Here is a 12,647-nt window from a genome sequence, read left to right as displayed (position 1 = left end):
CGGATTGCCTGATTCACGGCTACTTTAGCGGTTTCTCATGCTTGAGACCAGCTGCGGCGCAATGGATCTGGATTTTTCAGGAGACCCTACATCTGTGGGGTCTCCACCCGCAAGGTGGATGCCCTGGTCGCCGCCCTGGGATCCCAGAGCGGTATCTCCAAATCCCAGGTCAGTCGCATCTGCCAGGAGATCGACCAGCAGGTGCAGGCGTTCCTGAGCCGGCCCCTGCAGGAGTCCGGCTACGCCTACGTCTACCTGGATGCCACCTACCTCAAGGGCAGGCTGGGCAAGGCCCTGCAGGTCTGCTCACGGGCTGTCGTCGTCGCCATGGGGGTGAACGCGGACGGCCGCCGGGAGTTGCTGGGTCTCAAGGTGACAGACAGCGAAACCGAGGGCTTCTGGAGCGAGTTCATTGCCTCGCTCAAGGAGCGCGGCCTCACTGGCGTCAAGCTGGTGATCAGCGACGCCCACGTGGGCCTCACCAAGGCCATCAGGCGCCAGCTGCAGGGCTGTGTGTGGCAGCGCTGCCGCGTCCACTTCGCCCGCAACCTTCTCCAGCGCGTCCCCAAAGCCCACCAGGGCATGGTCACCGCCGCCCTGCGCTCGGTGTTCGCTCAGGAGGATGCCGGAGAGATCCTCAGCCGCTGGGATGACCTGGCCGCCTCGCTGGCGGAGCGCTTCCCCAAGGCCACCGAGCTCATGAACGAGGCCAGAGAGGACGTGCTGGCCTTCCGTCACTTCCCGCAGCCTCACTGGAAGAAGGTCTGGAGCACCAACCTGCTGGAGCGGGTCAACGAGGAGATCAAGCGCCGCACCAGGGTGGTCGGCATCTTCCCTAACGACGCGTCGATCACCCGCCTGGTGGGCGCGGTATTGCTGGAGCAGCACGAGCACTGGCAGCTGGAGGGACGCCGCATGTTCTCAGCCGAGAGCATGGCCGCCATCCCGGAGCTGGAGGATCTGCCGGCCCTGCTCAGCGCCGCCGCCGCAGAGGTGCAAGACGCAGGCCCCAGGTGATTGAGGTGGCAGCGCCCCCACAGGGCGCAGCGGCCTCAATCGCCGCCCGGGGGCCGGCGCTGTAACCCCTGGGCTGCATAGAAGACCCCTGCCGCTCACAACACAGCCGCGATCAGACGAGAGACTTGACAAGTCAATCGCCTCATTTCATCGTGGAAAAACGAGGTGCATCTGCGCCTCAGGAATGACAGCCCGTCATTCCACCCTGTTCACCCTCTGAGTCAGGGCATTCGGGCCTCGGGTTTTACACCACGCAAAGGGACGCGGCCAAAACGCTTGCGAAAGTGCACCATCATCGAGGCATCAAACGGTGCCTTGGCTGTGTAGCCCGCAAAGCCGAGAAAGAACTGAATATAGGCGTTCTCTCTGATCTGATGGACTGTCTCTTCGTCGGTGAGCCCTAACTTCTGTTTGATGTAGAGAGCACCAAAGGCCATTCTCACTGATTTGGCTGGAGCGCCAATTGTGGCGCTGAATTGAGGGGCATAGGTTTCTTCCAGCTCACCCCATGGGATCAGCCCCTCCAGTTGAACCCAGCGATTCTCGGGATCAAGTGTGCCGCCAAATGGCAGGTGGAACTCCTTGATTGAGATCTGACCGTTATTGTGCCTCCGGTACATATTGAGCGATCAGGAGTAAAGGCAATCACGGATTGCCTGATTCACGGCTACTTTAGCGGTTTCTCATGCTTGAGACCAGCTGCGGCGCAATGGATCTGGATTGTTCAGGAGTCCCCAAGAAGTCTTGTGGTATCAGGCTTCGAGAGATAGTGACACTTGGATCACACCAGCAGCGAATAACTCTGTTCAGGAGAAAGTTCCTGCCTCAGAGGTTGACGAGGGGGCCTGTTCAGAATGGCCAGTTCGCCTCAACTGGCTATGGACCGTATATAACTGAGCTCACGATCATGCTTTTGGCTAAACCATGGAGGCATCTTGATTCTTTCGGAGACGTTGTAAGTGTCAATTCTAAAGCATCCGGTAGCGGCGGTATTTACGACCAGAGATCAGAGATCTGATTGAATACAGCTTCGCCTATCTGCTGCCCAAGCAGGAGCCCACCCTGGTTTGCGTCGTCAAAATGAATGCCACCATAAATACGAGAAATCCCTGATTCCAGCCAGGCGTCTTGCCATGTAGCCCATGACAGTGTAATCGGGATATTCTTTGACTTCTCAATTAGTGATGTTGTGGTTACAGAGGCGCCAAAATATGCGTTGCCAGTGATAAGATCGATAATCTTGCCAGCGGCAGAGGAAAACGTACTGTGCCCAGATACAAATTCGGCAAAAGGCGGAGAGTATCCTGCTCCAAGTGTCTGATACGTCTCCCAGTCGACGCCATTGATAAGCTCTCGCTGCTGTGTCTCTCTAGAGTAGGCAAAGACTTGAATTCCAGGAGCCAGCAAATCCTCGTCGCGTAGCAGGCCAAGACGACTGAGTTCTGTGATCGCTGATTGAGGCCGACCATAATCAGTTTCTGTCTTTAAGCCCCAGGCGGCCACCCCAGCTGAATGAAGGGCTTGTCCGATAGCAAAGAAGAGACGTGCGTCTTCGCTTCGATTGTTATCGTTTAGCTCTGATGCAAATCTGCCGAATTCCATCCATGTACCAGGCGGGAAGCCTGTTCCTGCTCCATCCTCCCAGAACTCTGCAATCAGCTTCTCTTCTGGCGTGAGATTTGCGCTGGCGTCGACAACGCGCTGAGCCTGAGCGATGAACCTGGGGTTGATCAGTGTACCTATGAGCTCAGTGGTAATGGGCTGGGTTTGTCCATCATAAGTTATTGTCCCATTGGCCAAGTCATATGAAGCACCATCAACAAGTAAGAAAGGCTCGGGTCGTGAAACGCTATCCTTGAGAGTATCCAGCTTTTTCCCGCCAAGAATCTGACGTACATCTCCCCACTGCGGCGTCAAGAATGTTTGCAAGCCACTGGATGGATCTCCCCCTACACGGTACTCGGGGCTCCAGCGATCTATGATCCGAATCTCTGTCGGCCCGCCATTCACGGACTCGTAATTGACAGAATCAGTAGAGCCGTCGTTGGCATAAAAATCATTGACACGGACTGCAATCTTATTGCCAAGCTTGCGTGCCTTCGCATCTAACTTGGATGGAATCGATTTTAAAATACTTGGCAGTGATAGCTCAATCAGCGGCGCTGAGTCGGGAGCTTGCGCAAGCATCGTTGCGCCGGCTGCGTAGGCAGTTACATTGTCTATGAACTTTTCACGGAGTTCATCGCTTAGATCTTTGGTGAATTTTATGACTTGACGCTCAAGTAGTCGGTCCGACTTCTTCGATCCTAGGCTTGTGAAGCTATTGGGGTCAAAAAGTTGATCAGCTTCGTAAAATGCCGAGCCTGCTGCTGCATAGAAACGTGCCGCAATTGTCGGTCCGATGAGGCCGTCTATCTTGACGGTCTTCGATGCAACCGCTTCGGTCGCTAGATGTGCGAGTTCGAAGATGACAGTCGTATTGCCATCTGTGCTTACTGTTTCGGTGTTAAGGGTAGGGGAGTCGAGATCAACCCGCTGCAGGATTGGTGTCGAGACTTCTATCGCGTCCAGGGCGCGCCTTTCTGAGTTCGACACAGTTCCAAGATAGAACGATCCTCTTGTCTAACCCATCGTGGTCCCGAACCATCTCTTGGGCCTGAATCGGCTAGAACTCATCTGACTTTATTCAGGGCTGATGGCCTGAGCTGGTTCTCGCCAGCCCAGCAATGGCAGCAAGCCCTTGATGTCGTGCGACAACGCGGCCAGGTCTTTGATGATCGACCAGAACCCATCGAAGTGCAGCGCATCCATCGTCAGGCTCCTGAGCGTGGCCATGATCTGAACGCCGTTGTCCTCGCGGTCGCGTTGGGCGCCTTTCTGTCGCTGGGTATCGCGAGACCGGTGCCAGCTGTTCTCCATGTTCCGGCGATTACAGACCTGCTGCGGCAAGGCCCCGGCACCGACGAACCGGTAGCAGAAACTGCCCTGGTTCATCCACGGCATCCACTGCTCGCCTCACCTGCTTCCAGATCGCTGGCTTCACCTGTCACTCATCCTGCAGGCTCGGCCGAGGCCCGGCCCCAGCATCAGGGCCGGATCCATCGCCAGTGCCTGGCGGGCGCTGGTGTCTACATCCAGCAGCACCGCAGAGGCGGCCAGCTGCTGGACCATGCAGGGGGGCGTTGCAGCACAACGGGCAATCCTAATGCCGGAAATGTCAAGCTTCCGATGCAGGAAGACGTGGTTTTTGATGTAGCCAAGAACGAGACGGCCAAGGCGTTTCGTCTGGGCACCAGCTTCTACTCCCTCTTCTTTTTCCAGTCACTCCTGCTTCTCAGGGGCGACCGTGGCGAGTTTCTGAACCCCCTGTGGCTCAGCAGCTTGGTCTTCACCGTCTCGTCGGTGATGTCGTTCCATTCCAGCACCCCCTCAGGTTGCTTTGTTGCCCGCAGATCCGCCCCGCCCAGGGCCGTGAGCGCCCCCAGGATTGTCCTGAAGCTCGGCAGCGTCGCTGAGGTGGCTCCTGACGGTCGTGGTCAATGGGGGCACTGCCCTGCCTCCAGTGATCCCAGCAGGATTGGGGGCCGACAAGCTTGATGTGCCCTGCAATGGCTCAGAACCCGTTTTCGACCACGAGCTCCTTCAGCGGGAGCTGGCCGGGCTTTGGCCAGGGCTCCTGGGTGCCCTTGCCGATCGCCACCATCGGCCCCATCACGTGGTCTGCCGGCAGGTGGATCAGCTCGGCCAGTTTCTCGATCTCGAAGCCGATCATCGGACAGCTCTGATAGCCCATGCCGGTGGCGGCCAGCATCAGGGTCTGCATGGCCAGGCCGATCGAGCGCTGGGCTTCATCGCGCTGCAGCCACTCCCTCCCGTCATGGAAAGGGCCCATCCAGCCCACCAGCAGATCGGCCACCGGCTGGGGAGCTCCTGCCCAGTAGCGCTGCGGCTGCTTGCTCCAGGCCTTGACGTCGGCGGTGAACAACACCAGCAGCGAGGCATCGGTGATCTGGGCCTGGTCGTTGCCGTACTCCTTGCGGATCGTGCTCCGCAGCGCCGGATCACGCAGGATCACAAACCGCCAGTGCTGGATGTTGAAGCTGGTGGGCGCCTGGATGGTGGCCTCGAGCAGCCGCCGTTCCTCCTCCGCGGTCAAGCGATGGATCGGATCGAAGTGCTTCACGGCCCGCCGCGCGTAGATGGCGTCGATCACGTCCATGGCAAGGCGGGGCAGAGGTTCTGGATGTCGACCCTATCGGCCCCGGCTGGATTTCTCCAGATCTCCACAATCCTGCCGCTGACCAAGCCGGTCACGGGGGGGCACGGGACAGTCGATTGGTCGTGTCGGCTGCATGGTTGGTTGGACAGCACCTCTCGCAGCCGATCGCGCAACCTCTGCAGCGGCTGCACCAGGTCGACATCGTCCAGCAGGCCTCGCTCGGGCAGGCAGGTTTCATCGCTGCGCCGCACATCACTGAAGCGGGCCACGGCCTGCGACACCGTCTCCGAGAAGTCGGGTCTAGCCGCCAGCAGTTCCCTGAAACTGCCACTGGGGATGTCAAACACGAGGCTGTCTTCCGTGGCCCACATCGAGGTGGGATAAGCCACCGGCAGTCGATGGGGTTGTTCACCGAAGAACTCCGCCTCACCGAAGCTGAACAGTTGGCGGCTGATGCGATCCGTCTCCTGGATGGCGGTGATGCGACCCTCCAGTACCAGATGGAGCGCAAGACTGTCTTCTGCCTTGTGGATCAGCACCTCTCCGGCTGCAACCCTTCGGCGAGCGTCGCTTCCACCAGTTCACGCAGCCTGCGGGCATCGAGATTGCTGAAACAGGGAATCTCTGCCAGCCGCTGCTCCCGTGCCGGCAGGGGCTTCGGATGAGGCTTCGGTTATGGCGCGGTGGGCGTCTCACCGGCCTGCGGCCTCGCCATCCTGCTGGGCAGGAGTTGCATCATCTGCTTCTCGCCCTGAAGGTGAATCCCACGGGCGCTGAGTCCATGCTGAATGGCGTAAGTCAGGGCGCTGCGCAGCAGGGCCTGGCTATGGATGGCGCTAGTCCAGACCCACAACTCGAACTCCAGCTTCTGTGGCACCGCCAACCCCGCCTCCAGCAAAGCCTCCGTCACTAGCAGGGGTTACAGCTCTACATCACGCTCACCACCACATCGACCCGCCCGTCGCTGCTCGCGTCGCTGAGCTTGTGTACCGGGGTGTTGGTGATCATGGCGTTGGGCAGCACGATCTCTGGCCCCTGGAACGTGCGGATCACCGTGGAGCGAAAGGAGATCTCGCGGATGTAGTCGCAGATGGAGGCGGATTCGATCAGATCGCCCACCTTGAGCCTGCTCTTCAGCAGCAGGGTGAGGCCACTGCTGAGGTTGCGGGTCAGGTCCTGCAATCCGAAGCAAACACCGACGCTACGGGCCCCGTACATGACTGCCAGGCCCCGGAAATCGAGCCCCATGCCCTGGGCCACGGCCACGTCGCCGAACGCCGCCAGTCCCAGGGCCAGCAGCGTTCCGATCGCCTCGCGGCGACTTTCCTTCAGGCCCAGCCAGACCAGCACCCCCTTGGCCAGCACAAAGCGGAGCAGTCGTGCCGCCGCGGTCACGACCAGCAGCAGGCCTCCCACCTGCAGCAACCGGAGTAATGACAGCGATTGCCGCCCCAGCGGAATCAGCGGTGCGCTGAACAAGCGGTGCGCTGAACAGCCGTGGCAGCCAGTTCAGTGGGATCAATCCATCTCGGCTCCATCCTCCCCCCGATCGGCCACGCCGTGCCCCTCCAGTGGTTCGGCGCTGATCCCCTCGATCTCACGCAGATAGCGGGCTAGGCTATCGGCCTTACCATGGGTCACGTACACCTGCCGGGCGCTGGTGTCCTTGACCGTGCGCACCAGGCCGTCCCAGTCGGCATGGTCACTCAGCACGAATCCGCGTTCGAAGCCCCGGCGTCGCCGGGCGCCGCGCACCGCCATCCAGCCGCTCACGAAGGCCGTCTGGGGCCATCGGAAGCGCTTTATCCAGGCTGAACGATGGGCGGCCGGTGGCGCGATCACCAGGCGGCCCGCCAGGGAGTCGCTTCGCGGGATTGCGCTCACTGCCTGGGTGGGGGGCAGTGCCATGCCCGCCTCGCGGTAGGCCGGCATCAGGGCCTGAACGGCGCCATGGAGCAGCACTTCGTCGCTCACACCGATGGCGTGGAGTTCCGCCAGGATTCGCTGCGCCTTACCGAAGGCATAGGCAAACAGAATCGATGGACGATCCGGTGCCGTCTGCCACCACCGCTGGATCTCAGTGGCCACCTCGGCGCCGGGACGCCAGCGGTAGATCGGCAGGGCGAAGGTGGCTTCTGTGATGAACACATCGGCCTGCACAGGTTGGAACGGCTGGCAGCTGGGATCGGCGCAGCGCTTGTAATCGCCGCTCACCAGCCAGCTTTCGCCGCCGGCCTCCAGCCGCACCTGGGCCGAACCGAGCACATGGCCGGCGGAATGGAATGACACCCGCGCCGCGCCGATTCTGAGCTCCTGGTCGTAGACGACGCGGTTCAGCTCAATGGCGCTGCCGAGCCGTTGCCGCAGGATCGCCTCACTGGCGCCGATCGCCCAGTATTCACCGCAGCCGGGGCGGGCATGGTCGGCATGGGCGTGACTGATCAACGCCCGCGGCACCGGTCGCCAGGGATCAATCCAGGCCTGGGCCGCCGGGCAGTACAGGCCCTCGGGGGTGAGCTGCAGCAGACCATCCGGCGGCAGGGGCATGGCGCGGAACGAACAGGGTGCTGGCGCGATCACCGCATCCTGGCGATGCTGCGCCGTTGACGGCGCGCTGCAGTCCCTCTAGCCATGGACTAACTGATGCAGCAGGCCCATGGCGCTCGACGCCTTTCGCGAAGAGCTGGCGAGCACGGCGGCCGCTCTGGCGGCTCCAGGCACCGGTCTGCTGGCGGCCGATGAATCCACCGGCACGATCGGCAAGCGCTTTGCGGCGATTGGAGTGGAGAACACCGAGGAGCATCGCCGGGCCTATCGCACCCTGCTGGCCACCGCCCCAGGCCTGGGCGACGCGATCAGCGGCGTGATCCTCTACGAGGAAACCCTGTTTCAGGATGCCCCTGACGGTGGCTCGATTCTTGATCTGTTCAAGGCCCAGGGCCTGGTGCCGGGGATCAAGGTCGATCAGGGGGTGGAGCCTCTGGCCGGTGGGCTGTCCGGTGAGAGCTGGTGCACCGGCCTCAAGGGTCTCCAGCAGCGGGCCGCCCGGTACTACGAACGTGGTGCCCGCTTCGCCAAATGGCGCGCGGTGCTGCGCATCACCGCCGATGGCTGCCCGTCGGAGCTCTGCGTGCGTGAGAACGCCTGGGGGCTGGCCCGTTACGCCCGCACCGTGCAGGAGGAAGGACTGGTGCCGATCGTGGAGCCCGAAATCCTGATGGATGGCGACCACGACATCGAGACCACTGCCGCGGTGCAGGAATGGGTGCTGCGCCTTGTCTACGAGGCCCTGGCGATCAACGGAGTGTTCCTCGAGGGCAGCCTGCTGAAGCCGTCGATGACCTTGCCGGGCATGGGTTGCGCCCAGGCTCCAAGCCCCGAGCAGGCCGCCGCTTATACCCTGCGCACCCTCGAGCGGACGGTGCCGGCCAGTGTGCCGGCGATCCTGTTCCTCTCCGGTGGTCTCAGCGAAGAGGAAGCCAGCGTCTATCTCAATGCCATCAATGCCGCCGCCGATGGGGCTCCCTGGCATCTGGGTTTTTCCTATGGCCGGGCCATGCAGCAGTCGTGCCTGAAGCACTGGGCCGGCGTTGACATCGAGGCCGGTCATGGGGCCCTGCTGGCCCGGGCCCGGGCCAATGGGGATGCGGCGCGGGGGATCTACGTGCCTGGCTCCCAGCCCTCCGATGGCAAGTCTCTGTACGTGGCCAACTACAGCTACTGAGCAGCCCAGGCAAGCTCCAGGGAGGCTGCTCAGCGGCTCATCTCCAGCATCCGCTGGATCGGCATCAGGGCTCTCTGGCTGGTGGATTCATCGAGTTCGATCGCCGGGCTGAGATCCCGCAGGCAGCGCCACAGCTTCTCCAGGGTGTTGAGCCGCATGTAGGGGCAGCTGTTGCAGCTGCAGCCATCGGCTCCGGGCACCTCGAAGAACGTCTTGGAGGGCGCCGCCTTGCGCATCTGGTGGAGGATCCCTGGTTCAGTGAGCACGATCAACTCCTGGGCCGGGCTGGCTGCGGCGCGGTGCAGCAGCTTGCTGGTGGAGCCGATGAAGTCCGCCAGGTCCAGCAGATGCTCCTGGCACTCGGGGTGGGCCAGTACCTCGGCGTCCGGGTGCTCCAGTTGAAGCTGCAGCAGCGCCTGCTCACTGAAGGTCTCGTGAACCATGCAGCTGCCGGGCCAGAGGGTGAGCTCCCGGCCGCTCTGGCGCTGCACCCAGCGGCCCAGGTTCTGATCGGGAGCGAACAGGATCGGCTGGTCGGCCGGTAGTTGCTGCACCAGATCCACGGCGTTGCTGCTGGTGCAGATCAGATCGCTCTGGGCCTTCACTGCTGCGGAGCAATTGATGTAGCTCACCACGAAGTGCTCGGGATGCTCGGCTCGAAAGGCGGCGAAACCATCGGCCGGACAGGCATCCGCCAGGGAGCAGCCGGCCTCCAGGTCGGGCAGCAGAACGGTCTTGCCGGGATTGAGGATCTTTGCGGTCTCGGCCATGAAATGGACGCCGCAGAACACGATCACGTCGGCGTCGGTGCTGGCCGCCTTGCGGGAGAGTTCGAGCGAATCACCGATGAAGTCGGCGATGTCCTGAATGGCGTCGTCCTGGTAGTAATGGGCCAGGATCACGGCCCGCCGCTCGCGGCTGAGCTCGCGGATCGCCGCCGCCAGATCCCTGGGCACCTCCAGGGTGTCGGTTGCGTTGGTGAGCTGGGCGGCTGAAACCAACCGGAACCTCGGGGCAGGCAGGATGATCCCAGCCTAGGGATCCGTATTGGCTGAACGATCGGTCTCCGCAGCAGGCCTTTCCCGCTCAGGTGGCTCCCCGTCGGGCGGTCCCTCATCCGGAGCGTCCTGCGGCACGCTGCTGAGGATCGCGATCGCCGGTGATCCCCATGATCAGTGGGACCAGAGCGATCACGCTCTGCTGGAGCTGATCCGGCCCGATGCCCTGCTTCTGGTGGGGGATTTCAGCGACGGCAAGCCCCGCATCCCCTCCCTGCTGCGCCGCCTGGAGCTGCCGCTCGCCTGCATTCTCGGGAACCACGACAGCGGCCACGATTCCAGCGGTCGCACCCTGCAACGCCAGCTGGACCTGCTCGGTGATCTCCACTGCGGCTGGGATCTGCGGCAGCTCTCCCCCCCCGGCCTGGCGGTGGTGGGGGCACGACCCGGCAGTGCCGGCGGCGGTTTTCACCTGTCCCGCGCCGTGCGAGCTGTGTTCGGACCGGTGGAGATGCGGGAATCGGCCCGGCGCATCTGTGAGGCGGCGTTGTCCGCCGATCCCTCCCTGCCGCTGCTGGTGCTCTCCCACTGCGGTCCGAGTGGCCTGGGCAGTGAACCGGGCGATCCCTGTGGCCGCGACTGGAAGGCCTCCGCCGGCGACTGGGGCGATCAGGATCTGGCCCTGGCCCTGGAAGGGATCCGCCGTCAGCGGTCCGTTCCTCTGGTGGTGTTTGGCCACATGCACCATGCCCTCAGGCGTGGACAGGGGGAGCGGCGGAGCTTCTGCCGCGATCGCAGTGGCACCGCCTACCTCAACACCGCCTGTGTGCCCCGCCATGGAGAGGATCAGGCCGGCCGCACCCTGCGCCACTTCAGCTGGGTGGAATTCCGGGGAGTGGAGCTGGCGGCCGTGAGCCACCGCTGGTATGGCCTGGATGGCTCCCTGCATTACGAGCAGAAGCTCTGGCGGTCTGAGCCAGCCCCAGGCCCGGCTCCCCTGGCTCCCCCTGCCGCGGCATGCTCCGCAGCCGTTACCGACAGCACGGCCTGTTCCTCATGTTGATCCTGGCCTGCGTCAGTGCCCACGGTTTCGGGCATGGATCCCGAACGGCCTCCGTGCTGGCCGAACTCGTCAAGCTGCGGCCCGGCTGGCGGCTGGTGCTCAGCACGGCTCTGCCTGCCTCGTTCCTGGAGCTGGCTCTTGGGCCTGTTCCCCATGAGCAGCGGCCTTGCCGCTGGGATGTGGGGGTGATTCAGGCCGATGCCCTTGGCGCCGATCCGGCCGCCACCCTCGAGGCGCTCGAGGAGTTGGAGCGGGCCTTGCCGGATCAGCTGGAGCGGGAGGCGTCCTGGTTGGTGGAGCAGGGGGAGCCTGCCCTGGTGCTGGGCGATGTGCCGCCGGCGGCTGCCCAGTTAGCCGGCCGTACGGGACTGCCCCTGGTCTGGTTGGCCAGCTTTGGGTGGGATGCGATCTACGGGCCGATGGCCGCCGATCCCCAGCTGGAACCGGATCAGGCCAAGCGTTTCGCAGACTGGGCCGAGCACTGCCGCACCCTGTACCGCTGCGGGGATCTGCTGCTGCGCTGTCCGCTGGCCCTGCCGATGCCCTGGGATCTGCCCGAACAGGCGATCGGCCTCACCAGCAGCAGCCCCCGGCTCGATCTGGCTGATCTGGCGCAGCGGCTGCAGCTACCTCCTGATCGGCAGAGCTGTGTGCTGATCAGTTTCGGCGGCATGGGCTTCCCGCTCGATCCGGCCTTGCTGGCCCGCTGGCCCGACCATGTGTTCCTTGGGCCCGATCCCGCCATGACGGCCGCACCCAATGGCCGGCTCCTGCCGCCTGGGGTGCGACCACTCGATGCAATGCCCCTGATCGGTCGGTTGATCACCAAACCGGGTTATAGCAGTTTCTGCGAGGCCCTCAGCCAGGACGTGGGCATCCACCTGGTGCATCGCGAGGGTTTTGCCGAGGCGGCGGTGCTGGAGGCGGATCTGCAGCGGATCGGCTGGCATCGGCTGCTCAGCCAGGAGCAGCTGCGACGCGGCGACTGGCAACTGGATCAGCCCTTGCTGCCCCCAACCGGAACTCCACTCCCGACCCAAGGGGCTGCTGAGGCCGCTGCAGCAATCGTTACCCTTGCTGAGGAAAGATCAGCAGTGCCGATGTATCTGCGGCGCACAATTGGATGATCTGTACCCAAAATCCCTCGAAATCCTGTCGGGACGGTGGTTTGAATGCTGCAGTTCCGTTTCTGATGCGAGTGGACACTCGTGCGACCGTCACGATCAAGATCGCGTTGGGTGCCCTCGTTAGCCAAATTGGCCTCGCATTGAGTCTCATGCTTCCAGGCTGATGTCGAAGAATTCCGCCGGCGATGGATCGGTGCTTTCTCTCCAATTCGGTCAATCATCGAGCAAGTAAGGTTCAGTTTTTTTACAACTCCTTCTACATTCCTTTTGATTTCCGCGTGATGCGTCATGCGGACTGCGCCATTCCACGGCTATAGGGATTTGTTTCCTAGCCCTGCCTTGACCTGTCCTTCGCTGCATCCGTTTTGCTTCGTCGCTCCTTTTCACTGATTTCGGCCCTCTCAATGTTGGGCTCCGCCAGTGCCTCTGTCCTGGCAGCTCCGGCCGGAGCCGCCGAAGCCACTGATCCCTGGAGTTCCCTGCCGCAGGCTCCGGCCCC

Annotated in this window: 11 protein-coding genes and 2 pseudogenes; 4 read left to right on the top strand and 9 right to left on the bottom strand. The window is 62.7% G+C overall.

Annotation, left to right across the window (positions count from 1 at the left end; all coding sequences use genetic code 11):
• Nucleotides 1-114 precede the first annotated feature (114 nt).
• Complete coding sequence (locus tag H8F26_RS17000; RefSeq protein WP_231605316.1) at nt 115-1,017, top strand: IS256 family transposase; 903 nt, start codon at nt 115-117, stop codon at nt 1,015-1,017.
• A gap of 272 nt (nt 1,018-1,289) precedes the next feature.
• Here H8F26_RS17000 and H8F26_RS16995 read toward each other — a convergent pair.
• From H8F26_RS16995 to H8F26_RS16965, 8 genes and pseudogenes are all read right to left on the bottom strand, one after another.
• Nucleotides 1,290-1,637 (bottom strand): annotated as a pseudogene (locus H8F26_RS16995) (transposase); the annotation flags it as partial.
• A gap of 373 nt (nt 1,638-2,010) precedes the next feature.
• Complete coding sequence (locus H8F26_RS16990) at nt 2,011-3,612, bottom strand: vanadium-dependent haloperoxidase (RefSeq protein WP_197155943.1); 1,602 nt, start codon at nt 3,610-3,612, stop codon at nt 2,011-2,013.
• An 87-nt stretch (nt 3,613-3,699) separates the two neighbouring features.
• Nucleotides 3,700-4,011: a hypothetical protein gene (locus H8F26_RS16985; protein ID WP_197155941.1), complete on the bottom strand. Its 312-nt coding sequence runs from the start codon at nt 4,009-4,011 to the stop codon at nt 3,700-3,702.
• A gap of 45 nt (nt 4,012-4,056) precedes the next feature.
• On the bottom strand, nt 4,057-4,188 hold the full coding sequence (locus H8F26_RS19950) for a hypothetical protein (protein WP_255518215.1): 132 nt from the start codon (nt 4,186-4,188) through the stop codon (nt 4,057-4,059).
• Between the two features lie 442 nt (nt 4,189-4,630).
• Entirely contained in the window at nt 4,631-5,236 is a 606-nt protein-coding gene (locus tag H8F26_RS16980; RefSeq protein WP_197155939.1) for a nitroreductase family protein, read from the bottom strand.
• Nucleotides 5,227-5,787, bottom strand: a pseudogene (locus H8F26_RS16975) (cyclic nucleotide-binding domain-containing protein); the annotation flags it as partial. The gene H8F26_RS16980 and the pseudogene H8F26_RS16975, both read right to left, overlap by 10 nt.
• 376 nt (nt 5,788-6,163) lie before the next feature.
• A complete protein-coding gene (locus H8F26_RS16970; protein WP_197155935.1) occupies nt 6,164-6,715 on the bottom strand; it encodes a mechanosensitive ion channel domain-containing protein in 552 nt (183 codons plus the stop codon).
• 39 nt (nt 6,716-6,754) lie between these two features.
• Nucleotides 6,755-7,783, bottom strand: coding sequence for a ligase-associated DNA damage response exonuclease (locus H8F26_RS16965; protein ID WP_197155933.1), 1,029 nt, complete (start codon nt 7,781-7,783; stop codon nt 6,755-6,757).
• Between the two features lie 109 nt (nt 7,784-7,892).
• On the opposite strand from H8F26_RS16965, the gene H8F26_RS16960 reads away from it, so the two are divergent.
• On the top strand, nt 7,893-8,960 hold the full coding sequence (locus H8F26_RS16960) for a class I fructose-bisphosphate aldolase (protein ID WP_197155931.1): 1,068 nt from the start codon (nt 7,893-7,895) through the stop codon (nt 8,958-8,960).
• A 29-nt stretch (nt 8,961-8,989) separates the two neighbouring features.
• Here H8F26_RS16960 and nadA read toward each other — a convergent pair whose 3' ends face one another.
• The gene (gene nadA, locus H8F26_RS16955) at nt 8,990-9,961 is read right to left on the bottom strand and encodes a quinolinate synthase NadA (protein ID WP_370594642.1); all 972 of its coding nucleotides are present in this window, start codon (nt 9,959-9,961) and stop codon (nt 8,990-8,992) included.
• A gap of 139 nt (nt 9,962-10,100) precedes the next feature.
• On the opposite strand from nadA, the gene H8F26_RS16950 reads away from it, so the two are divergent.
• Nucleotides 10,101-11,021 (top strand): TIGR04168 family protein, encoded by a 921-nt coding sequence (locus H8F26_RS16950; protein WP_197159304.1) that lies wholly within the window; start codon nt 10,101-10,103, stop codon nt 11,019-11,021.
• On the top strand, nt 10,976-12,148 hold the full coding sequence (locus H8F26_RS16945) for a hypothetical protein (protein ID WP_370594641.1): 1,173 nt from the start codon (nt 10,976-10,978) through the stop codon (nt 12,146-12,148). Before H8F26_RS16950 ends, H8F26_RS16945 begins: the two co-directional genes overlap by 46 nt.
• The last annotated feature ends 499 nt before the right edge of the window (nt 12,149-12,647 follow it).

It is taken from the genome of Synechococcus sp. CBW1006, from assembly GCF_015840525.1.
Taxonomy (GTDB): Bacteria; Cyanobacteriota; Cyanobacteriia; order PCC-6307; family Cyanobiaceae; genus CBW1002.
The sequence above is the reverse complement of the archived record's forward strand: the minus strand, read 5'-3'. Positions and strand labels throughout refer to the sequence as shown.